Genomic DNA, 24,411 nt, shown 5'->3' on the forward strand with positions numbered 1-24,411 from the left:
TATGATCGCCAACAAAATTCATTAATAAAGCCATTTCGCAAAGTGACTAAATTGTCACTTGAAAGTCACTCCATAGTCATTTTAGACAGATAAAATGAACTCATCAGTTACATAATGGAGGGTTTACAATGGGAATTTTGAAAATAGAAAATCTGTCTAAAATTTATGGCAAAGGGGAAACGGCGGTTAAAGCACTTGATGATGTTTCTTTCTCAGTCGAAAAAGGTGAGTTTGTAGCCATTATCGGTCCATCAGGTTCAGGAAAATCAACACTGCTTCATATGCTTGGAGGCGTGGATAGACCAACGAGTGGAAGAGCGCTAGTGGACAATACTGATATTTATCAGCTTAATGAAACACAGCTTGCCATTTTCAGACGCAGGCAAATAGGGCTGATCTATCAATTCTATAATCTAATCCCAGTTCTAACGGTTGAAGAAAATATAACTTTGCCGTTGCTTCTAGATGAACATAAGGTTGATAAAAAGCAGTTTGATGAGCTCGTAAAAATTTTAAACTTGCAAAATCGTTTAAACCATTTGCCGAATCAGCTATCAGGCGGGCAGCAGCAAAGGGTTTCTATTGGCAGAGCGCTTATAAGCAATCCAGCCATTATGCTGGCAGATGAACCGACTGGCAATCTTGATAGTAAGAACAGCGGGGAAATTATTGATCTGTTAAAGATGTTTAATAAAACCTTTAATCAGACTTTGATTGTTATTACTCATGATGAACGAATCGCTTTGCAGGCTGACCGGGTCATTTCTATAGAGGATGGAAGGATCGCCAAGGACGAGGTGATTCGACCATGAATATTGTCAATAAGTTAACAATTAGACATTTAAAGCAAAACAAGAGAAGAACTTTAGTTACGATTATAGGTGTTATCATTTCTGTCGCGATGATTATGGCCGTGACAACGCTAGGTATCTCCTTTTTAGATTTAATGAAAAGACAGACAATCGCAAATGAGGGAGAATGGCATGTTCTTTATAAGGACGTAAATAAGGAACAGCTAGAGGCGATAAAAAGTGATGAAGATTCAAAAAAAGTCATCTTAACAAAGGATCTTGGCTATGCCTATTTGGCAGGGAGCCAAAATGAAAATAAACCATATTTATTTATAAAAGCATATAATTCTGAAGGGCTGCAAAATTTCCCTATTGAGTTAAGCAGGGGAAAGCTGCCAAAAGCAGAAAATGAGGTTGTTCTTTCAGAAGAAATTGTGAATAATGCTCGGGTTGAATACAAGCTGGGAGATCAAATAAAGCTTCAAGCTGGGGAAAGGCAAATAACTAATCAGGAAGGCTTACTAGTCCTATCTCAAACCGATCCATTACAAACAGAGAACGGAAAAATAATTGAAACATTAGAAGAAAAGAAAACAGAAAACTATACAGTTGTTGGCATTATGAAGAGGCCTGAATGGGAGCCAACATGGTCACCAGGATATACAATTATCACCTATATAGAAGATAGTAAAATAGGTGCAGAGGATAAGACAGATGCGGCGGTCATTTTAAAAAAGGTAAATCGCTCTTTATATGCTCATGGTGAAGAATTCGCTGAAAACAACAAGATTAACAAGGTTTATTTTAATAATAATTTATTGCGCTATTACGGGGTAACGAATAATGACAACTTAAATGCTACGCTTTTTTCTTTATCGGCCGTCATTATGACAGTTATTATCGTTGGCTCTGTTTCACTCATCTATAATGCATTTGCTATTTCAGTCTCAGAACGTTCCCGACATTTAGGCATGCTGTCGAGTGTTGGAGCAACGAAAAGGCAGAAGAGGAATTCGGTATTTTTTGAGGGCTTTGTAATAGGTGTAATTAGCATCCCAATCGGAATATTAGGAGGTCTTGCTGGGCTTAGCATAACCTTTTTGTTCATTAATTCCATTATTCAAGGGGCATTAGGAGTTACTCAGAAATTAGAAGTGACCCTTACACCAATGACGATCTTCATTGCCTGTGGTGTATCCATTTTGACGATCTTTATTTCAACGTATATTCCGGCGATTAGAGCCTCGAAAATTTCTGCTATTGATGCCATTCGGCAAACTTCAGACGTCAAACTGACTGGCAAGGCTGTGAAAACATCAAAGCTCATTCGCAAGCTATTTGGGTTTGAAGCAGAAATAGGGCTAAAGAATTTAAAAAGGAATAAACGAAGATACAAGGCAACCGTCTTTTCACTTATTATCAGCATTGTACTATTTTTAGCTGTTTCATTTTTTACTGATCATTTAAAGAAATCTCTCGTTCTATCGCAGGATGGTATAAATTATGATCTACAAGTGTCATTGAACTCAAAGGAGTCTGCTGATGATGTAAAGCTAATACAATCGTTTGCAAATCTGGACAATGTGACAGAATCTAATTTTACGAGGAAAATAAGAAATGTGAATTCTTGGATAGAAGAAACATCTATTACGGATATACTGAAGGACAGTGTCAAAAACGATAAAAGTATATTAAAGGATGGAAAGTATCCATACTATATCAATTTAATATCTTTAGATGAAGAAAATCTTCGCTCCTATGCACAAACGGCTGGTGTGGAGTATGAAAAGTTATTGAATCAAGATCAATTTGCAGCAATTGTCATTGATACCATTCCATACGAGGACAATGAAGCGGAAAAGTTTGTAGAGATGAAGGCCGTTTATAAGGAAATTGGCGATGTCATTGAGCTGAACTATATGGATACGTTAACAGGAAAAGAAGAATATTTAAATCAAGTTGTTGTTGCCGGACTGACAGGTCAGCATCCAATGGGCGTTATGCCTGCTGGGCCTGGTGGACTGAATTTGATCGTTTCTGAAGATGTGATGGAAAAGATTGTAGGCGAAAATAATGTGATGGATATACAGACTGCTCTGTTTCTAAAAAGCTCAGATCCAATGGAAACACAAGAGAAAATTGAAGAATTGAAAGAGAGCTATATGTATGTCTTCAATATTTATTTAGGAAGACAGCAGGAAGAACAAACGATCATGATTATGTCCGTCTTTACTTACGGTTTTATTGTTTTAATAACGGCGATTTCAATCGCAAATATATTTAATACAATTTCAACGAGCATTTCCCTTCGAAAACGTGAATTTGCGATGCTGAAATCAGTCGGAATGACACCAAAGGGCTTTAATAAAATGATTAATTATGAAAGCATTTTTTATGGAATCAAGTCATTGCTTTATGGCCTGCCAATTAGTGTGGTTGTCATGTACCTCATTCATCAATCGTTAATGAACAGCTTCAGCTTTAAATTCACGCTTCCTTGGATCGATATTATTTTCGTCATCGCCGCTGTATTTATAATTGTTGGCGCCGCCATGCTATATTCCAGTGCGAAAGTGAAAAGAGAGAATATTATTGATGCTTTGAAGCAGGAGAGTATTTAAAGGTTTAAACGCCCATCTGCATAGACAGTTGACCATGAAGGTAGTTATAAAAGGTTTAAAACGCCCCTTCGTACAGAAAATCCGCCTCAAAGGTAGTTAAAGTAATATCGCAATTGACGGGGCAAAAGTAATTGTGAAGATTTGTACTTAAACTTGGGGGGGTCAGTGGAAGAAAGTAAAAACTTTTTAAGCAATAAATTTATCCCTAGGTTAAAAAAGGCTTTCGATCCTTTTTGTCCAATCCATTAGATGCTTCCTTTCATATGTTGAAATGCAAGTATTTTTCGTGATGAAAGAGGTGAATTTTTCTATGGGGATTAGAAATAAATGTGATAAATGTATATGCGATCAACTAAGTATGTTGGAAGAAAACACAGATGTAGACATCATTGTAGGCGGTGTAAGGCTGGAAGATATAACTTTTAAAAACTTTGACAACAATAATTGCTGCGCCGAGTTTGAAGGTGTAGAAGAAGAAGAGGGTCAAACAATCACTTTAACTATTTTTGTAGATTGCCGTGATATTCAAGCGCTTCTTATTGAAAAAAACTAAATTAGTGGGGCTGACGGGTGCTTTCCTTCAAGAAGGAATAGCACCCTTTATAATTGATGTAAATGAGCAGTATACTTGAATACGATTAATGATAAAATTGAGAAGTATGAAAGACGTGAAAAAGAATATAAACTAGTTGGTTACGATGAAATGGGTATTAAGATGAAGAAAGGGAGTGCAAAACTATGGATTTTGAAACAGTTATGCAAGAGCTAGAAGCCCTTGGGAAGGAACGAACTAAAAAAATATACATATCCAATGGTGCTCACGAGCCGGTTTTTGGCGTGGCTACAGGTGCTATGAAACCAATCTCAAAGAAAATAAAAATAAATCAACATTTAGCTGAAGAGCTTTTTGCGACAGGTAACTATGATGCCATGTACTTTGCAGGTATTATTGCAGACCCAAAAGCCATGACTGAGTCAGATTTTGATCGTTGGATAGATGCATCGTATTTTTATATGTTGTCCGATTATGTAGTGGCAGTCACTTTATCTGAGTCAGATATTGCACAAGACGTTGCTGATAAGTGGATTGCAAGCGGTGATGAGCTGAGAATGTCAGCGGGCTGGAGCTGCTACTGCTGGCTTTTAGGAAATCGCAAAGACTATGAGTTTTCCGAAAGTAAGATTTCCAATATGCTTGATAATGTAAAAAATACCATTCATGATTCGCCAGAACGCACGAAATCCGCTATGAATAATTTTCTATATACCGTGGGGATTTCCTATTTGCCGCTTCATGAAAAGGCAGTCGAGACCGCAAAGGTCGTAGGTATAGTAGAGGTCAAACGTGACAATAAAAAAAGCAGCTTCCTAAACGCATATGAAAGTATTCAAAAAGAAATTGATAGAGGGAAGCTTGGTTTCAAACGAAAATATGTAAGATGTTAATAATTTGCTTTGCATCGGGGTGTTGATCCAAGAAGGATTGACGCTCTTTTTTGTAGAAGTTACTGAGCTAAAATATTTTTATAGAGAGGGGAGATTCTATGGAGGTTATTCATAAAATAAATGATATTAATTTTGGGGTTGCAACCCAATTTGATAGTAAGTATCTTACTCCGATCATACAAAATTTATTGCTTAAAGCGGAAAATGAATGGGATGACTATAATGAAGTATATCACTGCTGTCAATTAATTGAGAATGTCAGAAAAAATAAGAATATGAAAATGGATTTCCATGTAATGATGGAAGATAAAAATTATTTAGGAATTGCTCTTGTTACTAGCGGAATTATCGATTATAAAGTCTTTTTTAAAGAGCCTATATCTATAAGTAAAAATGATAAAGATGTCTTGATATTTAACTATTTTCATATATCTCAAGAAGGTAGAGGGAATGGCCAAATATGGTTTAGAGATATCATTATGCCGTATTATAAATCAAAAAATTTTAAAACAATATATGTAAAATCAAGTCATCAAAAGGTATTTTCAATGTATTGTCGTTTAGGTACAGAAATTGGAGAATATACGAGTAGTAGTGATAATCAGTTATTTATGAGGAAAGGAAAAATATTCAAAATTACACTTTAAGCTCTTTCCAACCAAGCACGGTTATTAAAAAAATTTACACTTTCCGTTCTTGGTGGAGGAATTCCTCTGTCCAAGACGGAAAAGTTATAGGGGCAGTAGGAGTACGGCAGCACAGTTCCACATGATGTGCAAGTTGCAGTTGAAGCTGTGGCTGTCCCTGCTTTACTACCGATATGATAATTTACAATATCCCCAATTACCACTGCGAAAAAATAGATAATGAATAGTAAAAAAATGTTAAGTTACCCCCATCGCGGCAAGAGCACCACATGCAAACAGTAAAGAATCACCCACCCGGTAAGAAAGGGAAAATCACAATTCCCGTTTCCACAAATACGATTAAAAATACAATTTTTCAAGTCTTTTGTAATAAAAAGGACTTTCTCGTTAAAAATAGCACAAGTAAAAGCAAGCAAAGAACCATTAGGACATCCATCCATTCATAATAAGGCGACATGTCGTTATTAATCGCTACATCGACTATTTTAGAACTTGAGGCTCCGCCATCGGCACCGAGGTAAAACCATGAAAAATCCCAAAACCAATGAATTCCTGCCACAAACCATAAGGATTGAGTCACGACATAACAAATAGCAAAAAACAATCCTGCAAAGAAAAGAAAGCCTATTCTAGAAATATCGAAATTTCCATCAATCAAATGCGCCAGAGTAAATAAAACTGCACTAATGAATACAACGGACATGGATGAATGAGGTAACATGCCTACAAGATAACCACGGAATACTATTTCTTCAGCAAAACCGATATATGCTGTTGAAATCAATAAAATAATAGTCGAAAGAATGAGTGCATTCGTATCTACAGATAGATATTGTATTCTAATTGTACCTGTGCTGTACATTACGCTGAATCGAAGTGTTTGATAGAGTATTCCTATTAAGCAACCAAAAAGAAAATAACGCAACCATCCATTTTTCACTTGTAGCCCTAATTGAGACAGACCGCCTAACCTTAGCCATTTGGATATAAAGTGCATTAAAATAATTGAGCACAAGGCAGAAATAGCCCATAATATGTCGTTCTTTTGTGTGACAGTAAAGATGATTGTACGCCAAAGGAATACGAATCCTAAAAATCTAAATACCACGAGTTTCCTCCACACTTTTAATCATTAGTATATTTATCAACCCTATTTACTTTGTGGATAACAAACTTTTCATTATCAACTTAAATTTGATTTTCTATTCTTTACCTATTTTTATTGATATTTCTTTAAAAATGTCCGGCCAGCTATCTATATTTCCCGGCGATTTACCCGTTCGTAAAATAACAATATTATTTTCCGGAGACATATATAGGCACTGTCCATACTTTCCCATTGCAAAAAAGTCTAAACTACCATTATGATTCGGTGTACTATACCACATGTATTTATATCCTATATTACTATTTTCTAAGAATGAGCCTTTATATTCACCATTATTTAAAGGGAATTCGCTAAGTGTAGATAGTTTTATCCATTTTTCATTTAGTATATGCTGCCCATTCCACGTACCACCATTAATTAACATGCTGCCTATCTTTATAAAATCTATTGCTTTGAAATTAATACCGCTTTCCATTTTTTCAAAACCTGATTCTCTACTATCTAGACTCCATGAGGCATCACTTTCAGCTCCGATTTTATTCCAAAATTCCTTTTCGAAGTATTCCGATACATGTTTACCCGTACTTCGCTCCAGAATAATGCCCAGTAATAAAGGATGATAATTATTATAATGAAATTTACCTTGGTATTTTGACGTCAGATTTTTATGAGTCAACGCTAAATTACGTAAATCAGGCATATAATACGTTTTAGCATCATCTCCAAACCAGATATTCCCTTCCTCATAGCTGATGTTTGAACGCATCAAAAGTAAATCTTCAATTGTAATCCTCTCCATATTTGTTCCTTTGAACTCAATTATATAATCAGCAATGGACTGTTTTACACTTTTAATATAACCATCTTCAATCGCCATTCCAATTAACAACGAATCGATTGACTTAGCCATTGAGAATGATGTATTAACCGTTTCCTGACCATATCCGTTGTTATATTCTTCTAGCACTACTTTGTCATTGTAGACAATAATAAAAGACGTGGTATTAGTCTCCTCCAGTATGGTATTCAATGGTTTTGTTCTGCCTTTTCCTTTATATGTATAGTCTATTGGCATGACTTTTAGAGATGCATCCAGGTTGTATTTGTAATGATAGGGCTGAGAGCTTTTTTGAATAATCCGCTCAGGAAATACTTTGTAATCCATTACATCTGAATTTCCATTTACTATCGTCCTAAAAACATATTGTGGGGAAAATATTAATGAGGAAACCAATACAAGAAGAACTGAACAGATCAAGAGAATTATTAAGAAACTAAGTAATAGCTTGGTAGTTTTTTTCTTCATTTTACCTCCTTAATTTCTAAAAATAATGCGACTGGAAAGTTATTATTAATTCATTAAGTGAGAAAATGGCTAAAAGAACAGATTTTTCTGTTCTCCATTAATCATTCTTTTCTTTACTCTCTTTATGCAATTTCCTGTTTACTTTGTATTGTTTAGATATCCCTTTAATGATAAAGAAACCTATAATTAAGGCAAATAAGTTTAGTGAATCACCGAAATTAATAGATAGACTAAAGTTGTTATTTATATTTATATCATTCCTGTTTTTGGCAGTGCCTTTAGAATACTCTTCCTGGTTATTCAATTTTATACCCCCAATTTGTCTATACTACTTTCGCGATTGGTGCCCCTTATACATTGATATAATATATGAGCGAATAAATACTTGTATGCAGCCAAGTATTTGAAGAATTACAATTAAAGTAAAGGTTGCTTTATTTGAATAAGATGAGGTAATTATTATTATTTATTTATCCACATTAAGATTTAACGGAGCTGTGAAAAAAATGTTCCTCTTATTAAATAATAAAAAAGGACAATATCTTCACATCGAAGAATATTGACCTCATAGGTATGATATATATTTATCTTTATAGGAAAAACGGTATTAGCCTAAATTATTAAATAAAAAACCTCAATTACTTATGGTACGGTTCTCCGTGACTAGTCTAAGTGCGGTTCTATTTTAATATTGGTGCTACATTCGAATTTGTATTCGGCAATACCTATTTAAATTTCCCTAGTTTCTTCCCTTAGCCAGACTCTCTCTTCTTCATTTAAATAAGGAGCTAGCTTTGTGTATACCTCTTGATGATAATTGTTTAACCATTGCTTTTCGCTCTCTGTTAACATATCTTTATTGATACCGGCTAAATCAATAGGGCAATACGTGATTGCTTCAAACTTCATAAATTGACCAAACTCTGTTTTCTCGTCTTCAACTACTAACAACATATTTTCAATTCTAATTCCGTGTTTACCTTCAAGGTATATTCCAGGTTCATTCGTAATAATCATGCCTTTTTCTAATATAACATTATTATTATTCCTTATGCTTTGTGGTCCTTCATGAACATTCAAGTAAAAACCTACCCCATGTCCTGTCCCGCATTTATAGTCCAAACCATACTGCCAAATTGGTTGTCTTGCTAAAACATCTAAATTAGAGCCTGTTGTTCCGTATAAATATTTTACTGAGCTTAATGCAATAAATCCTTTTAACACCAAAGTAAAATCTCTTTTTTGTTCATCGGTAAGTTTTCCTAAAACAATCGTTCTTGTAATATCTGTTGTTCCATCATAATACTGTCCGCCTGAATCAATTAAAAAAAGACCTTCATTCTTAAGAGTATATTGCGTTTCTTTATTGGCTTTATAATGCATCATCGCAGCATGTTCTTTATAACCTGCTATCGTATCAAAGCTAGGTCCAACATATCCTTCCTGTGCCCTTCTGAAATCTTCTAATCTTTCTTCTGCAGTAATCTCTGTAATTTCTTCTTTATCTACAGAGTTTTTTAGCCATTTAATAAATTTCACCATGGCTAAACCATCTTTTATTTCACACCATTTTAAATTTTTTATCTCGACTTCATTCTTAATAGCTTTTAAATTAGTCGTGATGTCAGGACTTTCAATTTTCTTTGTATTACTGTTAATGGCATTATATAATCTGATATTTGTTTTATTCGTATCTAAAATAATGGAATCTCCGCCTGAAAGATTTTCCAAGAATGTTTGTATTTCATGATTCGCTTTTAACTCGATTCCTTCAGCCTCCAGTTCTAATTTAACCAAAGGGGGAACCTTGCAAGAATCAATAAATAAATAACATTTATGTTCTGCTACGATTACATTAGCTATTACAATTGGATTGTTAGACACATCGTCCCCTCTTATATTCAAAAGCCATGCAATGTCATCAAGGGAAGATAAAATATAATAATTTGCTCCTTTATTTTTCATTTCTTCTCTTACTTCATTTAATTTTTCTTCTCGTGATTTGCCTGCATATTTTACGTCATGGGTAAAAATTGGTCCTTTAGGAATCTCCGGTCTATCTTCCCACAGATCACCAATTAAATCTTGATTCATTTTTAATACGATTCTCTTTGCTTTTAGATCTTTTTCCATCTTTTTAACCATATTAATTGAAAAAACATTTCCATCAAAGCCCACAATGCTTCCTTCTTTAAGAACATCTGCTAGCCATTCTGAATAAAATGGTACCCCTGGATCCACCATTCTAAATAATCTGATTCCTGAGCTCTCAAGCTGCTTTTCGGCTTGAATATAGTATCTGCCATCTGTCCATAACCCAGCATCCTCTAATGTAATAACTACAGTACCTGCAGACCCTGTAAATCCTGATATCCATTGTCTACATTTCCAATGTTCTGCTACATATTCACTCTGATGTGCATCAAAACTGGGAATTATATAAGCATCCATTTGATTTTCTTTCATTAGCTGCCTTAACTTTTCGACCCTATCTCTGATATTCATTACTAATACCTCCATTTTCCTTAAAACTAAATTCTTTACTTTCACGGTCATACAGCCATACGGCTAGTATTATACTAATTATTCCGGCTGTAAGCTTTGATATTATAAATGCTCCTATCATTTCTGGTGCTACTCCTGACACAAATCCAAGTTGACCACCAAATATAAATGCTCCACTTACTCCAAAGGCAGTACATACCACTTTTCCTTTAGGATTCATTTCCTTATATGTTCCAAATATCAACAGATTACTAGCCAAACTTCCTAGAATGCCTGCTACTGACACTGAATTAAATTTATTCTACCCCTAAAATAATGGCAAAAACAAATATAGGTACCAGATACCGCTATAGAATATTGCTCCTGCCGTGAACATCGCTTTCCCATACTTAGACATATAGTAGTAAACAACGTAGTACAATTTCACACACTACGCTGTTTACTAAAAGACAAATTATTCGTTTATTTTACGAGATTAATGCCATCAAAAAGAAAACCGCACCTACTTATGGGACGGTTCACCATATCGCACCCTATAAAATCTCAATTGGACTTCTGATCCAACATAGAAATAAATTTCATGGCTGCTGGTGAAAGGTGAATACCGCGTTGATAAACGTACCTAATTCCCCTAATAAATTTTACCCCTTGGATTGGGACCACGGTTAATAATCCATTTTTGATTTCTTGTTTAATGGCAAAGCTAGAGACGATCGATACACCGAGACCGTGAATAACACATTGTTTAATTGCTTCTAGGTTTCCTATTTCCATATAATTAGGGGAATTGAATCCGTATTTTTTAAATTCCCCTTCCAAATAAGTTCTGGTAGCTGATTTATTAGGCTTCAGGATCAGCGTTTCGGAGACTAAATCCTCTAAAGTACACTCAGTTTTCCCAGCAAGTCTGTGCTGGCTATTGACGATTAAAACAGGCTCATCTTGATAAAAAGTATTGAATTGAAAACGGTCTTCATCAATTGGTATGCGATCAGAAAGAACTAAAAACTCGACTTTGTTCGTCTCCAGCATATGTATTAAATGGTTGGAGGATGTAATATTCATGTTGATTTTGATGCCAAGGAATTGTTTGTTAAAGTCACTGAGGATGGCTGGAAGAAGGTATACTCCAACGAAAGTGCTCGCTCCGAAAGATAATGTTCCGTGAGCTAAATTGTCGAGTTGTTTAATATGCTCTTTGGATGAAGAAATGAGATTAATAATTTGTTCTGCATATGGTTTGAATTGCTCTCCCTGTTTTGTTAAGTATAGTTTTTTTCCTATTCGGTCAAAAAGAGGAAACCCTAAATCTCTCTCAAGACTTTGAATTTGCATGCTTACAGCCGGTTGAGAACAATAAAGCCGCTCAGCCGCCTCGGTAAAGTTTAAACAATTCGATAATGTGATAAAAGTTTGGAGCTTCGTTAAGTTCATCACTAATCACCTTCTCCCAATAATAACGTTTCCTTATGATTTATAAAAATTATATCAAATTTAATAATAGCATTTCCATGATAGTAAATGAGAGTAATATAAACGAATTCGACCCTATAGTGAAATAATTTTTAAAATGGGTTCATTCAAAAACTAGTTTAACTATAAGGTTTCCTTATGATTATCAAAATTAAATCAAATTGTATTATAGTTATAGCTTGAATATACTGAAAACGGATACATTACTAATTCAAGGGGGATTCGAGATGAAGGAGAATTCAACGAAAGTAGAAAAGGGTGAGCAACCGATTAAGAAGAAAGGCCGTTTTGAAGAAGGAATGAAGAAATGGGGAATTCCCATTGCTATTATTGCTGTTTTATTTTTATTATTCATGCCAACGCCGGAAGGGATGGAACCTGCGGCGCAAAAATCAATTGCTATATTTACTGGTGCTTTGATCCTTTGGATAACAACTCCAATCCCAATATACTTGACATCGCTTCTTGCGATTCTGCTGCTTCCTTTAGTAGGGGCAGTTGAAGATCAGGAAGTTGCTTTTGGGACATTAGGGTTTGACGTTATTTGGTTAATGGTTTCCGCATTCGTTCTAACTTCTGCGATGATGAAGTCAAATTTAGGTAGAAGATTCTCGCTGTGGATGGTCACGAAATTCGGAAAAACACCGACTAGGACGTTGCTTGTTTTAGTCATTATAAATTTTGTTCTGGCGTTTTTCGTACCTTCAACGACAGCGCGAGCTACACTGATGATGCCTATTTGCTTGATTTTGCTAGAAGTCTATAAAGCTATTCCGGGAAAAAGTCCACTTGGTAAAGTTATGATGCTTCAAGGTCTACAAGCAGATGCCCTCGCTACTTCAGGTGTTATGACAGCTACTTCAGGTAATATTATTGCGGTCGGTTTCATCAACGAGCAAGCGGGCGGAGATATTGGTTATATGGATTGGCTTTTTGCCTCTATGCCTGCAGCCATCATCACGATGGGAATCACATTCATGATCGGGTTAAAATTATTCTCGATTAAAAATGAAGGTAATTTTGAAAATGTTATGGGGACGCTGAAGGGGGAATTGAAGAAATTAGGTTCTTTCTCTCTAGATGAAAAGAAAGCATCGGTCATCTTCATTCTTACTGTGCTCTTGTGGGCGACTGGCGATTATCATGAAGATTGGTTTGGTTTTGAAATTAGTACTGAACAGACTGCGGTTATTGCAGCACTCCTTTGCTTGCTTCCAAAAGTGGGAATGCTAGAGTGGAAAGATGCAAACATTAAATGGGAGCTTATGATTTTCGCAGCGGGTGCATATGCCGCTGGAAATGCATTAGACCAATCTGGTGGAGCCGTATGGATGATCAGTAAAGTAGTTGACGGTTTAGGGATTGACAAGATGAGCCATGCCATGGTTGCTGTAGTCGTCATATTCCTTAGTATGTACAGCCATCTCATCTTTACAAGCAAAACTGTAAGGGTAACGATTTTGATTCCAGCATTCATTGCTTTAGCTAAAACTTTAGGTATGGATCCTGTACCACTTGCACTCGCTGCCGCAATGACCATGACCTTTACGATTACACTTCCGCCGCATTCGAAGGTTAATACGATTTATTTTTCAACAGATTACTTTACAATAGTAGATCAAGTAAAGTATGCAGTTATTACATGTTTTATTGGTGCTTCCGTTATCAGTGCAGCCTATTTCACTTGGTTCAAAGTACTAGGATTATAAAATAATAGATAAGAAAACCTTGAATGATAATAGGAGGATATTATGTTAAAAAGAAAAGTCATCATGGCAATTGCTGACGGAGTAGGGGATCGTCCCCATTCTTTGTTAGGCGATAAGACCCCATTGGAATATGCGCGGACACCGAATCTGGATCGACTGGCTGCAGAAGGTATTACAGGTATGATGGATTTGATTTCTTCCGGCATTCCTGTAGGAACGGATATGGGACATTTAATTTTATTCGGTTATCAGCCTGAAGATTATCCCGGACGCGGACCTATTGAAGCGCTTGGAATCGGTATGGATGTCATGCCTGGTGATGTTGTGTTTCGATGTAATTTTGCTACTGTCGATGAGGAAGGAACCGTGGTCGATCGGCGAGCAGGACGGATGCGCGAGAAAACGGAAGAAATCGCTCAAGCTCTTGATGGGATGGAGCTTGAAGATGGGGTAGTCGTTCATTTTAAACCGGCTACTGAACATCGGGCTGTTTTAATCCTGCGTGGAAGTGGATTAAGCGATAAAATCAGTGATTCCGATCCAAAAGCTCCAAATGACGGTGCGCCTTATCATCAAGTAGAACCGTTAGATTCTTCTGAGGAGGCTGAAAAAACAGCATCTATTTTAAATCAGTTCCTTAAAAGAGCTCATGAAATATTATCATCCCATCCAGTAAATGAAGAGCGCATTGCCGAAGGGAAGCTGCCAGCTAATTTTATCCTGACAAGGGGAGCTGGTCTGATGGTGCATCTTGAGCCCATCGTCCAACAGCTTAATATCAAAGGAAGTTGTATTGCTGGAGAAAGCACTGTATTAGGAGTTGCCCAGCTAGCTGGATTTAAGACGATAACAGATAGCAGCATGACGGGTAATATCGATACAAATATTGAATTAAAAGCTAGATTAGCTATCGAAGAAATTGCAGACAATGACATGGTTTACGTGCATATGAAAGCGCCGGATGTTAAAGGTCACGATAATGAACCGTTTGAGAAAGCTAGAGCGATAGAGCTGTTCGATCACATGGTTGGACTAATACGTGAGCAGCTGCCTGAAGATGTGTACTTAGCATTGGCTGCCGATCATTCTACACCTTGTGAAGTTGGAGAACATACAGGTGAACCAGTTCCGGTCGCTATTTATGGGCCAAGTATACGGAGAGATCGAAACCTACAATACAATGAGTTGGATTGTGCTTATGGAGGATTAGGGCATATCACGGGGAATGAATTCGTGAGAACACTGCATGGGTTAATGGGATACGTAAAAAAACAAGGAAATTAGGATGTTTTTTGGAAAAGGAGTAGCAAATAAGCTACTCCTTTTCCCTTAGTTAATGTCAACTTTATTTTGTAGATGTAAAATATAATTCCCCTAGAATTTCCTTCACTTGAAAACTGTTTGGCGAAAGTTCTTTTTCAATAAAAGTGTTAATAGCCGATTTTTCTACATCGTACATCACTTCAATTTCTTTCGAAAAGAGAAGCTTTTCTTTCTTAAGTAAGCTTGAAAGGGGTGGTTGTGGTTTTGGTTGCAGCTCTTCCACATTTAGAGCCTTCTTTAATCCGTCGACATAGTATTCAAACGGACGACCACCAACAATTTTTACGCCTTTATTTTCCTCATTGATCATAATAATGGTAGGAAAACCTCTGGCACCTAAGCTTCTAGTAAGAGCAAAATCTTCATTCAATAATTGTTGTCCGATTGGTTGTTCTGCTTCATTTACAATGGCCTCTCCATTAAGACCAAGTTTATTTACGATTTCAATCATAACTGATGTATCTGAAATATTTTGATTAAATGCGAAAAGTGCTTCTCTTGCACGGCGTAAATATTCAAATGCTAATGCATCACTATGATTTTTTTGAATCACTTTAAATACACGTGACGGTGGGTAGGATGATTGAACAGGATTATCAATCATTAAAGAGCCGTCAATAGGCATTCTTGAATATTCTCCAACTTCTCTCCAGTGACCAGCAACATCGGCTGGTTTATAAATTCCGTTTGCAGGATCGATTGGTCCATCATGCCATTTTTCCAGCAAACCACCCATAACCGTATGAAAATTAAAATAGTCTCCATACTGCTCTACAAAACGACGGAGATTAGGTTCAATTGCCCAGCAATGAGAACAAATAGGATCAGTCACATAATAAAGATTAACCGATTTTTTTGGCTGATTAAAATCAATAACCTCCATTTCCTCCTCGCCAGCTACACCGCATACACCTGTTTCTAAATCACAAATCAAATTATTATTGTCCGTCATATTTTTTTCCTCCATTCATTTAATATCTACCTGTCTAAAATGTCTGAAAAATAAGCCTCTTATTTGCTTTACAATTGTATTTTAGTACATAATGAAAACCATCAATACCAATAGTTCATTGTATTTGTCGTTTATACAACACATTGAACAAATTGTTTAAAAAGTAGGAGGGAATTGTAATTGACTCAACCAAAGATTGATCCCCGAATTCTACGTACTCGTAAATTAATCATGGATTCCTTTATTGAACTTTCAGGTAAAAAAGAATTCAAGGATATTACTGTTAAGGATATTACAACAGAGGCTATGATTAATCGGGCCACTTTCTATTATCATTTTGAAGATATATATGACTTATTGGAAAAGGTACTGTCAGAAGTACTCTTGATAAATTTGAATGGCAATATGTTCGAGAAAAATGAACTCAATGAAGAATCGATTATTAGTATTTTCATAGCGATCACGGACTTTCAAAAATCTTTATCCAATCGTTGTCATAGAGGATACGAAGATACCATTGCCCGTATTATTAGGGAACAACTCGAAATCATTTTTTACAAAATGCTACGAAAACAATATCAAAGTGAAGATGAGCAACCTCTAAAGATTACTGCTGCCATGTTAAGTTGGGGGCTTTATGGAGTATCTTTAGAATGGAGAAGAAGCGGTCAAAATACACCGCCGGAAGAATTTATCAAATTAGCCATCCCTTTTATCATGTCTGGGATTGATTTTGGGTCTAAGATCTAATTAAACAAGGTGATTATGATGATTAAATCTCCAAGCTGGTCGGAAAGGTTCGCTGAATCAAAAATATTTAATTGGAGCCTATGGTGTGCCTTCTTTTTGTTTATTGCTATTATTGCACTGATTCTATTTATGATAGGTTCCTTTCTTTTCAAAATTTATTTTCTCGATTATAGGTTTGATGATGGGGAAATCCATCCACCCATTGAGTCTATTCATGGCAATAAGAAATAGGTGAATAAAATGATGATAAAAAATGAAGAAGATATCGTACGAATTATTAGCGAAGATACCTGGATGATGGATTTATTAAAAACAGTAAAATCGTTGAACCTGCCCGATTGGTGGATATGTGCCGGATTTGTGCGTTCGAAAATATGGGATGTGTTACACCATTTTTCGGAAAGAACAGCCATCCCCGATATTGATGTCATCTATTATGATCCCGCAAATTTGGATGAATTAGAAGAAAAAATTTTAGAAGAAAAATTAAATCATCTCATGCCCGGAGTCCCTTGGTCCGTAAAAAATCAGGCAAGAATGCACGTGATTAATAATTTGCCGCCTTATACTTCTTCAGTCGATGGTATTTCAAAATTTCCAGAAACCGCTACAGCATTGGGAGTTAAATTAGATGGAAATGACCATGTTATTTTGGCTGCCCCTTGGGGAGTATACGATGTCGTCAATTTAGAGGTCAAACCTACACCATTTTTTGCCGAGTCAAAGGATCGTTTAAAAGTCTATAAAAATCGAGTGGAGAAAAAGTCTTGGGATTTGATTTGGTACAAAGTGAATATCTCCACTAAAAATTAAAAAAGAGCAGAAAGATAAAACTGTTCTGCTCCAATCATTTTAAAACTCAAAATAATTCCTCAGCAAATAAGAAATCCACTTACACTCCGGATGATTCCGAATATTTTCGAGTAGGCCTTTTACAATGGCTGGACTTAAATTCGGATCTAACAGCTGTTCCTTTAAGAGAATTAATGATTCTTTTTCAATCGGCTCTTCAATATCCGCTATTTTTTCTTCCATCATTTTAATCAACTGATCCTTCGTTATTTCTTCGTTCAGCGGCTGCTTAAGAACTTGAAATAGATCATGCGAAATAAATGGGTCAGTCATTTGTTTTGCCAGCAGATTGGTTTTTTCCACAAGCGATTGAGAAAGATGATTCAAGTCTAGCGGTGAGCTATAAAATAAAAATAGCTGTGAATAAGTGTGCATAAAGCCTTTAATGCAAAAAATTAAATCATATTTTATTGATTGGACTGTTTTTCCGTATAAACGTTCAATCATCAGTAATATCGACTTGTCCATTAACATGTCGTAATAACGGATTTTAATAAATAAATCTTTATTCAATGAATGAACCGGCTCTTTCATAAGAACTTTTGCGAAATCAGAATGCTTATGAAAAGACTGAAATGTTGTGTAGTAAAAATTATATAAAAGGTTATCATCTGAGTTTCTGACTATATGGTCAATATCAGAAGTAAATTGCATCATAAAATGATCGATAGTAGATAAAATCAATTCATCCTTTGATTTGAATGACAAGTAGAAAGCACCTTTAGAAATACCGCAATAATCTGTGATTTGTTGAACGGTTGTGGCATCGAATCCTTGAGTTGCAAAAAGCTCTAGTGCTTTTTCCATAATTAACTGTTTCTTCATCATTTCTTTACATCCGCTCCTAGGACTTTCGTTGACAAATGACTTGTCGGTCATTATTATAAGGAAATGAGACTGATTAGTCAATTAAGGGCAGGTGTAGACGTGAAAGGGTTAGTTAACTTTGTTTTAAAGAATAAACTAGCAGTTTGGCTGTTAACCATTATTATAACCGTTTCGGGAATTTATTCAGGAACACGTATGAAAATGGAGATGATTCCGGATATTTCTATTCCATTTTTAATGGTGATGGATGTATATCCTGGGGCAACTCCTGAGCAGGTGATGAAGGATGTATCGATTCCTTTAGAAAAAGCAGTAGAGGGCTTGGAGCACGTAAAATCCGTTAATTCAAATTCGTATTCAAATGTAGCTAATATTCAAGTGGAATACGAATACGGCATTGATATGGATGAGGCGAAGCGGGCATTAGATTCTGCGATAGATGCAGTTAAATTGCCTGAAGGGGCTCAAAAGCCGACCATTACCGCTATTAGCATGAACATGATGCCTGTTGTGGCACTAAGTGTAAGCAGCACGAAAGAGGACATTGTTGAATTAACGTCAACAGTCGAGGAAGTTTTACTCCCAAAAATCGATAAAATCGATGGTGTTGCCTCTGCTACGATTACAGGGCAGCATATAGAAGAAGTTGACCTTACTTATAATAAGGAAAAAATGGCAGAGCTAGGCTTAACGGAAGATTCCGTCAAGCAAATGATTCAAGCAAGCAATCTCGGTGTTTCTTTAGGACTTTATGAATTTGAAGAAGGCGAGCAGGCAATAGCGATAGACGGCAAGTTCACGACTGTTGACGAATTAAAGGAAATGCTCATTCCTGTAACGCCATCGGCTACACAGCCTTTACCATTTGTAAAGCTTAGCGATATCGCAACCATTCAAGTAGTAGGTAAAGTACAATCAGTTTCCCGCACAAATGGGAAAGATGCGATTGCAATTCAAATTGTCAAAAGCCAACAGGCTAACACAGTAGATGTTGTAAACAGTGTGAAGAAATTAATTAAAGATGAAAAGAAGAAAATTGATGGAATCGTTATCGATGTGACGCTCGACCAAGGCAAGCCAATTGAAGATTCTGTTGCTACAATGGTTGAAAAAGCGTTATTTGGCGGTTTAATTGCGGTATTAATTATTCTCCTTTTCTTAAGAGATTTCAAATCGACCATTATTTCGATTATATCCATTCCGGTTTCGATTTTAATGGCTATGTTAATCTTAAATTGGATGGATATTACCCTAAATATTATGACGCTTGGGGCGATTACTGTTGCTATTGGCCGTGTAATCGATGACTCCATCGTTGTGGTTGAAAATATTTATCGCCGCCTGCATTTAAAAGGTGAAAAACTAACAGGGCGTGCACTCATTCGTGAATCAACAATTGAAATGTTCAGACCTATCATGTCTTCAACGATCGTAACCATTGCTGTATTTGCACCACTTATATTTGTAGGCGGGATGGTTGGCGAGCTCTTCATGCCATTCGCATTAACAATGTCATTTGCGCTCGGAGCCTCATTAATTGTTGCGATTACAATCGTTCCTTCATTATCACATTTCTTGTTTAAGAAGAAGTTATATAGTGAAAAGACGGAAAGCAAACATAAAGAGGCTGGCAGATTATCCAAATGGTACAAAGGATTCCTTGAAAAAACACTTAATCATAAGGTGATTACTTCCATTCTTGCCTTTGTTTTATTAGCAGGGAGTTTGGCGTTGACACCATTGATTGGTTTTAGCTTTATGGGCAGTGAAGAGGATAAGGTGATGTATCTGACTTACACTCCAAGTGCAGGAGAACTGCCGGAAGATACGTTAGAAAATATTAAAGTGGTTGAAGAGAAAATGCTTGAACACGATGATATTGATATCGTTCAAGTATCAGTTACAGAAAGCGGCGACCAGCAAGCAGCCATGATGGGAGGCGGAGGAAAAGGCGGGTTAATGTACCTGATCTTTGATCCGGAAATGGAAAACTTCCCTGAAGCACGTGAAGATATAGAAAAGTATGTAAAGGGCATTGGACAATCAGGCGAATGGAAGAGCCAGAACTTCTCTTCGATGTCCATGGCTTCAAATGAAGTTAGTTATACATTTTACAGTGAAGATTTAGATAAACTCAACAAATCTGTAAAAATAGTTGAAGATGCATTAAAGGAAAATGAAGGATTAAAGGATGTTTCCTCTAGTGCAGAGGATGCATACGTTGAATACACCTTCAAAGTGGCACAGGATGAATTATTAAAGTATGGACTAACAACCGGGCAAATTATTATGATGTTAAGTCCAGAAAAAACGAAGAATGTGTTAACAACGATTGAAAAAGAAGGAAACGCATTAAATGTCATCGTTCAGCAGGAACAAACAGCTCAGCCAAAATCGATTGATGATATATTAGATAAACAAGTACCGACACCACTTGGTACGACAATGCCGCTTTCTGAACTAGTGACTGTTGAGAAAGGCACAACATTAAATACTCTAGCTCGCAGTAAGGGCGAATACTATGCTAGTGTTTCAGGCACGATCACTGGCAAGGATATATCCAAAGCAACAGCTGAAGCAGATAAGACAATTGAAGAATTGGATCTGCCTAAAGGGGTAACTGTTGACGTTGCAGGGGTTGCAGCTGACATGCAGGAAACCTTTACACAGCTCGGTATTGCCATGCTTGCGGCGATTGCCATTGTATACTTCGTTCTCGTCGTAACATTCGGCGAAGGACTTGCGCCATTTGCTATTCTTTTCTCATTGCCATTTACAGTTATCGGCTCATTTGTGGGGTTATTAATTGCGGGTGAAACCATTTCTGTATCCGTCATGATGGGACTCTTGATGCTTATCGGAATCGTTGTAACGAACGCAATCGTGCTCGTAGACCGAATCATTCGGATGGAGCGTACGGGGATGGTTATGCGTGAAGCGGTGCTTGAGGCTGGTGCCACACGTTTGCGTCCGATTCTTATGACAGCCATCGCAACGATTGGTGCAATGGTGCCATTAGCTTTTGGTGCAGGCGGAGGCGGCTTGATTTCGAAAGGCCTTGCCATAACGGTTATCGGCGGTTTAATTAGCTCCACGCTATTAACATTAATTGTTGTTCCAATCGTATACGAAGTGTTATCTAAGATTTTTAGGAAAAACCGTAAGGAAATTGAAGAGAATTAATGGGGAGCCCTGCAAGGTGAGTGTGTCATCTTGTGGGGCTTTTTTTATATGCATTTTATTAAGGATGTTGGCTAAGTGAGTTTACTGGACAGGTTATTGCGATTTTGATAAAAGCTGTCCGAGAAAGTGAGTTTGCTGGACAAGTTTTCGTGATTTCGCTAAAAGCTGTCCAAGAAATCGAGTATCCTGGACAGCTTTTCTGTATTTCATCAAATCCTGTCCAATAATTTAAACAAAATCACTATCTTATGAAGGGGATTTGTGCATAGAATGAAATTGAGGTGTATTCTTATGAAAAAAATCGTAGAGTTTTTAAAAGGAAAAGAATCAGAAATGCTAGGTGTTTTAAAGGAATTGGTTGAGATGGAATCCCCTTCACATGATAAGGAAATGGTGGACCGACTTGGTGAAAAGGTAAGTGACCTTTTTACCGAATACGTGGGAGAGGAGATAGCCGTTATAGAAAATCCTCATGCCGGAAATCATCTTCGGATGGAGTATGGACAGGGGGAGGAGCAAATTCTCATTTTAGTCCATATGGATACGGTTTGGCCGAAGGGGACGTTAGAATCGATGCCATTTCGAATCGATGGGGATAAGGCGTACGGGCCAGGAACCTTTGACATGAAAGGGGGAATCGTTCAAGGGATCTTTGCCCTGCATGCCCTGCGTGAATTGGGAGTTTCCTTGAATACGAAACTCGTGATGCTGGTCACCACTGATGAGGAGATCGGGAGTGGGACATCCCAAGCATTAATAGAGGAAGAAGCGAAAAAAAGTAAATATGTTTTGGTGTTAGAATCAGCGAGTTCAACTACTGGAAAACTAAAGACTTCACGAAAAGGCGTAGGAATGTTTCATATAAAAGTAAAGGGGCGGGCCTCACATTCGGGAATTGAGCCTGAAAAAGGAATAAGTGCCATAGAGGAGCTTTCGAGGAAAATCATCCATTTACATAGCTTATCGGATTTGGATAAAGGGACTACCTTAAATGTTGGTGTCATTAAAGGAGGGACTGCATCCAATGTAATCGCTGCCGAAGCAGAGGCAGAGCTGGATTTGCGTGTTACCAATCAAGCAGAGTTTGAAAAGATTATTCCCTTAATCCAAAATTTAAAGCCTTCTAAAGAAGGAATATCCATCGAAGTTACAGGGGATCAATCGACCCCCTCTTGAAAAAACGGCCGAAATCGAAAAAATGTTCCAGAAGGCTAAGGAATTGTCCAAATCTTATTTAGCCTTTAATTTAGAGGAGCAAATGAGTGGAGGCGGAAGCGATGGTAGCTTTGCATCACAGTTTGCACCTACCCTTGATGGTTTGGGGCCAGTTGGGGATGGGGCTCACGCAAGTCATGAGCATTTACTTATTTCCCAAATGCCTGTACGCAGTGCTTTAGTCGCAATGCTTATTTTGGAATTCGGGTAAAAATAGTGCTATGTATTTTTATTTCCGTTATGATTATGGGGACAAATTAACCTGTCCCCTTCCTAAATTTTCATATAAAATAAATACTCCCGATAGTGAGATGATTTCTCCAAAAACAGTAAAAATGACCGTCAGTGAAATGAGTGCAGTCGAAATTAGTAAACTGGCAACTTTAAAACTTTCCACGAAAAAAAGGAAACAAAGTATATCAGTTTCCCCATTTTTAGCTTTTAAAACTTATTTATTTCACTTAAATTCATTGAGATTTCCTCACATTATATCCCTGTTCTTCATACGGCTGAAGTTTTTCTAGCCATTTTGCCTCGAGTTCAGCTAATGCTTCTTTCTCATTAAAATAAGGGTCGTTTTTCTTTTTAAGAACCTCCAAGGTTTCAAAAGAAAAAGCCTCTTTTCCAAGTTGGCTCCATTCCTCCTGGAGTGCATTGTTTGTGTGGTTGCCTGATTCAAGCATGAATTTTTCCCCATTTAATGTTTTAAAATTTCTTGTACTGCTGACAAACATCTTTTGATTCTTGATGTTTTTAATTTGATATACACCCGCTTCAATGGGGATCTCTTTATATTGCTGTTTTAATTCTCTTTTTCGGTCCATGTTTTAATCCCACTTTCATTATTATTTTTTTAACCAATATTGGCTGCCATCTGGCTTCCGGTCTAAAAATCCATATTCAATTAAATATCTTCTGATCATGACATGATCCTCATAAATTGCGTTTAAAATTTGATTTAATTCCTTTTCATCATAAATTCGCTCATCCTCGATCTGTGCTGCAATTTCCCTTAGGACAATCAGACGCTGTTTTTCCTTTGGCGGGAATTTCTTTAAGCATCGATTCGGTCTTTCTGTAAAGAACTTCATTATGATTTTTTCCTGTTCTTCTTTAGTGATGGCATATCGTTCATCAACCATTTTCGCTGTTTTATGAGGGGCAATAAAGGTTGGAGCATACTCGTCCTTATCTTTTAACAGTTCCATCATTGTCAAAAATACCTTTGCTTGCCGCTCCTTTTCTTTTAATGCAAACCGGTGATGCCTAATGGTTGAGGTGCTGCCAATACCCATTTCTTGCTGAACCTCTTTATCACTTTTTCCCTGATAAAAAAGTTGAAGGAGCTCATTTTGATGGTCAGTAAGACCGGTAAGCTTCTTATCCATTCCGATTAAATATTCAAATACAGATTGATGAGTACGCTTAATATGAATTCTCATATATCTTTCCGCTTCGTAAAGCGTATTTTCATGAGAATAAACAATTCCTTTTTCAATCTTTTCCCCGCAAAGCAAGCATGTATAGAAATCCTTTTCTTGAATATATCCTCGTTTAAGCTCTTCCAAAGAGGCATTCCAAAAGAAATCAGATAGTTCCATTTGAAAATCACATCCAGTATGTTGATATATTTTAAACAATTGATAAAAGTGTTTGCTTTATAGTAAACATGCTAATATAAAATTTAGTTAACGTCAATCAT

22 protein-coding genes and 1 pseudogene are annotated in these 24,411 nt (G+C 36.7%); 12 read left to right on the plus strand and 11 right to left on the minus strand.

Annotation, left to right across the window (positions count from 1 at the left end; genetic code table 11):
* Nucleotides 1-128 precede the first annotated feature (128 nt).
* From V7122_RS20255 to V7122_RS20275, 5 genes are all read left to right on the plus strand, one after another.
* Nucleotides 129-812 carry an ABC transporter ATP-binding protein gene (locus V7122_RS20255; protein ID WP_335344000.1) on the plus strand — a complete coding sequence of 228 codons (684 nt, stop codon included), beginning with the start codon at nucleotides 129-131 and terminating at the stop codon, nucleotides 810-812.
* Entirely contained in the window at nucleotides 809-3,412 is a 2,604-nt protein-coding gene (locus tag V7122_RS20260; RefSeq protein ID WP_335528634.1) for an ABC transporter permease, read from the plus strand. The genes V7122_RS20255 and V7122_RS20260 overlap by 4 nt, the downstream gene beginning before the upstream one ends.
* A 310-nt stretch (nucleotides 3,413-3,722) precedes the next feature.
* Entirely contained in the window at nucleotides 3,723-3,965 is a 243-nt protein-coding gene (locus V7122_RS20265; RefSeq protein ID WP_335344002.1) for a penicillin-binding protein, read from the plus strand.
* A gap of 185 nt (nucleotides 3,966-4,150) precedes the next feature.
* Entirely contained in the window at nucleotides 4,151-4,858 is a 708-nt protein-coding gene (locus V7122_RS20270) for a DNA alkylation repair protein (protein WP_335528638.1), read from the plus strand.
* A 98-nt stretch (nucleotides 4,859-4,956) separates the two neighbouring features.
* Complete coding sequence (locus V7122_RS20275; RefSeq protein ID WP_335344004.1) at nucleotides 4,957-5,505, plus strand: hypothetical protein; 549 nt, start codon at nucleotides 4,957-4,959, stop codon at nucleotides 5,503-5,505.
* 149 nt (nucleotides 5,506-5,654) lie between these two features.
* Here V7122_RS20275 and V7122_RS20280 read toward each other — a convergent pair.
* The 7 genes and pseudogenes from V7122_RS20280 to V7122_RS20310 form a co-directional block, all read right to left on the minus strand.
* Nucleotides 5,655-5,857 (minus strand): annotated as a pseudogene (locus tag V7122_RS20280) (cytochrome O ubiquinol oxidase); the annotation flags it as partial.
* Nucleotides 5,858-5,860: 3 nt separating this feature from the next.
* On the minus strand, nucleotides 5,861-6,613 hold the full coding sequence (locus V7122_RS20285) for a CPBP family intramembrane glutamic endopeptidase (protein WP_335344005.1): 753 nt from the start codon (nucleotides 6,611-6,613) through the stop codon (nucleotides 5,861-5,863).
* 94 nt (nucleotides 6,614-6,707) lie between these two features.
* A complete protein-coding gene (locus V7122_RS20290; RefSeq protein ID WP_335344006.1) occupies nucleotides 6,708-7,919 on the minus strand; it encodes a serine hydrolase domain-containing protein in 1,212 nt (403 codons plus the stop codon).
* A 97-nt stretch (nucleotides 7,920-8,016) separates the two neighbouring features.
* A complete protein-coding gene (locus tag V7122_RS20295; protein WP_335344007.1) occupies nucleotides 8,017-8,223 on the minus strand; it encodes a hypothetical protein in 207 nt (68 codons plus the stop codon).
* 425 nt (nucleotides 8,224-8,648) lie between these two features.
* The gene (locus V7122_RS20300; RefSeq protein WP_335528642.1) at nucleotides 8,649-10,424 is read right to left on the minus strand and encodes an aminopeptidase P family protein; all 1,776 of its coding nucleotides are present in this window, start codon (nucleotides 10,422-10,424) and stop codon (nucleotides 8,649-8,651) included.
* Entirely contained in the window at nucleotides 10,408-10,710 is a 303-nt protein-coding gene (gene eutH, locus V7122_RS20305; protein WP_335345029.1) for an ethanolamine utilization protein EutH, read from the minus strand. The genes V7122_RS20300 and eutH overlap by 17 nt, the downstream gene beginning before the upstream one ends.
* Before the next feature lie 257 nt (nucleotides 10,711-10,967).
* Complete coding sequence (locus V7122_RS20310; protein WP_335528646.1) at nucleotides 10,968-11,858, minus strand: LysR family transcriptional regulator; 891 nt, start codon at nucleotides 11,856-11,858, stop codon at nucleotides 10,968-10,970.
* 266 nt (nucleotides 11,859-12,124) lie between these two features.
* Here V7122_RS20310 and V7122_RS20315 point away from each other — a divergent pair, with 266 nt between their 5' ends.
* Both V7122_RS20315 and V7122_RS20320 read left to right on the plus strand, forming a co-directional pair.
* On the plus strand, nucleotides 12,125-13,606 hold the full coding sequence (locus V7122_RS20315; protein WP_335528647.1) for an SLC13 family permease: 1,482 nt from the start codon (nucleotides 12,125-12,127) through the stop codon (nucleotides 13,604-13,606).
* Nucleotides 13,607-13,648: 42 nt separating this feature from the next.
* A complete protein-coding gene (locus tag V7122_RS20320) occupies nucleotides 13,649-14,890 on the plus strand; it encodes a 2,3-bisphosphoglycerate-independent phosphoglycerate mutase (protein ID WP_335528649.1) in 1,242 nt (413 codons plus the stop codon).
* 61 nt (nucleotides 14,891-14,951) lie between these two features.
* Here V7122_RS20320 and V7122_RS20325 read toward each other — a convergent pair whose 3' ends face one another.
* Nucleotides 14,952-15,881 carry a DsbA family protein gene (locus tag V7122_RS20325; RefSeq protein ID WP_335528652.1) on the minus strand — a complete coding sequence of 310 codons (930 nt, stop codon included), beginning with the start codon at nucleotides 15,879-15,881 and terminating at the stop codon, nucleotides 14,952-14,954.
* 180 nt (nucleotides 15,882-16,061) lie between these two features.
* On the opposite strand from V7122_RS20325, the gene V7122_RS20330 reads away from it, so the two are divergent.
* Nucleotides 16,062-16,631, plus strand: coding sequence for a TetR/AcrR family transcriptional regulator (locus tag V7122_RS20330; protein ID WP_335528655.1), 570 nt, complete (start codon nucleotides 16,062-16,064; stop codon nucleotides 16,629-16,631).
* Between the two features lie 240 nt (nucleotides 16,632-16,871).
* Nucleotides 16,872-17,444: a nucleotidyltransferase family protein gene (locus V7122_RS20335; RefSeq protein ID WP_335528657.1), complete on the plus strand. Its 573-nt coding sequence runs from the start codon at nucleotides 16,872-16,874 to the stop codon at nucleotides 17,442-17,444.
* Between the two features lie 39 nt (nucleotides 17,445-17,483).
* On the opposite strand, the gene V7122_RS20340 is transcribed toward V7122_RS20335, so the two are convergent.
* Nucleotides 17,484-18,311 (minus strand): TetR/AcrR family transcriptional regulator, encoded by an 828-nt coding sequence (locus V7122_RS20340; protein ID WP_335528660.1) that lies wholly within the window; start codon nucleotides 18,309-18,311, stop codon nucleotides 17,484-17,486.
* Between the two features lie 99 nt (nucleotides 18,312-18,410).
* Here V7122_RS20340 and V7122_RS20345 point away from each other — a divergent pair, with 99 nt between their 5' ends.
* The 3 genes from V7122_RS20345 to V7122_RS20355 all read left to right on the plus strand — a co-directional run bounded on the left by V7122_RS20345 (nucleotide 18,411) and on the right by V7122_RS20355 (nucleotide 22,920).
* A complete protein-coding gene (locus tag V7122_RS20345; protein ID WP_335528663.1) occupies nucleotides 18,411-21,494 on the plus strand; it encodes an efflux RND transporter permease subunit in 3,084 nt (1,027 codons plus the stop codon).
* A 291-nt stretch (nucleotides 21,495-21,785) separates the two neighbouring features.
* The gene (locus V7122_RS20350) at nucleotides 21,786-22,670 is read left to right on the plus strand and encodes a M20/M25/M40 family metallo-hydrolase (RefSeq protein ID WP_335528664.1); all 885 of its coding nucleotides are present in this window, start codon (nucleotides 21,786-21,788) and stop codon (nucleotides 22,668-22,670) included.
* A 43-nt stretch (nucleotides 22,671-22,713) separates the two neighbouring features.
* On the plus strand, nucleotides 22,714-22,920 hold the full coding sequence (locus V7122_RS20355) for a M20/M25/M40 family metallo-hydrolase (protein WP_335528667.1): 207 nt from the start codon (nucleotides 22,714-22,716) through the stop codon (nucleotides 22,918-22,920).
* Between the two features lie 256 nt (nucleotides 22,921-23,176).
* Here V7122_RS20355 and V7122_RS20360 read toward each other — a convergent pair whose 3' ends face one another.
* Nucleotides 23,177-23,533 (minus strand): GIY-YIG nuclease family protein, encoded by a 357-nt coding sequence (locus V7122_RS20360; protein WP_335528670.1) that lies wholly within the window; start codon nucleotides 23,531-23,533, stop codon nucleotides 23,177-23,179.
* 21 nt (nucleotides 23,534-23,554) lie between these two features.
* Nucleotides 23,555-24,310: a DUF2087 domain-containing protein gene (locus V7122_RS20365; protein ID WP_335528674.1), complete on the minus strand. Its 756-nt coding sequence runs from the start codon at nucleotides 24,308-24,310 to the stop codon at nucleotides 23,555-23,557.
* Between the last annotated feature and the right edge of the window lie 101 nt (nucleotides 24,311-24,411).

The organism is Bacillus sp. JJ1532 (assembly GCF_036965085.1).
Taxonomy (GTDB): domain Bacteria; phylum Bacillota; class Bacilli; order Bacillales; family Cytobacillaceae; genus Cytobacillus.

Coding starts and splice junctions, on each gene's coding strand:
- V7122_RS20255 (WP_335344000.1), top strand. CDS start 129: ATGGGAATTTTGAAAATAGAAAATCTGTCTAAAATTTATGGCAAAGGG.
- V7122_RS20260 (WP_335528634.1), top strand. CDS start 809: ATGAATATTGTCAATAAGTTAACAATTAGACATTTAAAGCAAAACAAG.
- V7122_RS20265 (WP_335344002.1), top strand. CDS start 3,723: ATGGGGATTAGAAATAAATGTGATAAATGTATATGCGATCAACTAAGT.
- V7122_RS20270 (WP_335528638.1), top strand. CDS start 4,151: ATGGATTTTGAAACAGTTATGCAAGAGCTAGAAGCCCTTGGGAAGGAA.
- V7122_RS20275 (WP_335344004.1), top strand. CDS start 4,957: ATGGAGGTTATTCATAAAATAAATGATATTAATTTTGGGGTTGCAACC.
- V7122_RS20290 (WP_335344006.1), bottom strand. CDS start 7,919: ATGAAGAAAAAAACTACCAAGCTATTACTTAGTTTCTTAATAATTCTC.
- V7122_RS20300 (WP_335528642.1), bottom strand. CDS start 10,424: ATGAATATCAGAGATAGGGTCGAAAAGTTAAGGCAGCTAATGAAAGAA.
- V7122_RS20310 (WP_335528646.1), bottom strand. CDS start 11,858: ATGAACTTAACGAAGCTCCAAACTTTTATCACATTATCGAATTGTTTA.
- V7122_RS20315 (WP_335528647.1), top strand. CDS start 12,125: ATGAAGGAGAATTCAACGAAAGTAGAAAAGGGTGAGCAACCGATTAAG.
- V7122_RS20320 (WP_335528649.1), top strand. CDS start 13,649: ATGTTAAAAAGAAAAGTCATCATGGCAATTGCTGACGGAGTAGGGGAT.
- V7122_RS20325 (WP_335528652.1), bottom strand. CDS start 15,881: ATGACGGACAATAATAATTTGATTTGTGATTTAGAAACAGGTGTATGC.
- V7122_RS20335 (WP_335528657.1), top strand. CDS start 16,872: ATGATGATAAAAAATGAAGAAGATATCGTACGAATTATTAGCGAAGAT.
- V7122_RS20340 (WP_335528660.1), bottom strand. CDS start 18,311: ATGATGAAGAAACAGTTAATTATGGAAAAAGCACTAGAGCTTTTTGCA.
- V7122_RS20350 (WP_335528664.1), top strand. CDS start 21,786: ATGAAAAAAATCGTAGAGTTTTTAAAAGGAAAAGAATCAGAAATGCTA.
- V7122_RS20360 (WP_335528670.1), bottom strand. CDS start 23,533: ATGGACCGAAAAAGAGAATTAAAACAGCAATATAAAGAGATCCCCATT.
- V7122_RS20365 (WP_335528674.1), bottom strand. CDS start 24,310: ATGGAACTATCTGATTTCTTTTGGAATGCCTCTTTGGAAGAGCTTAAA.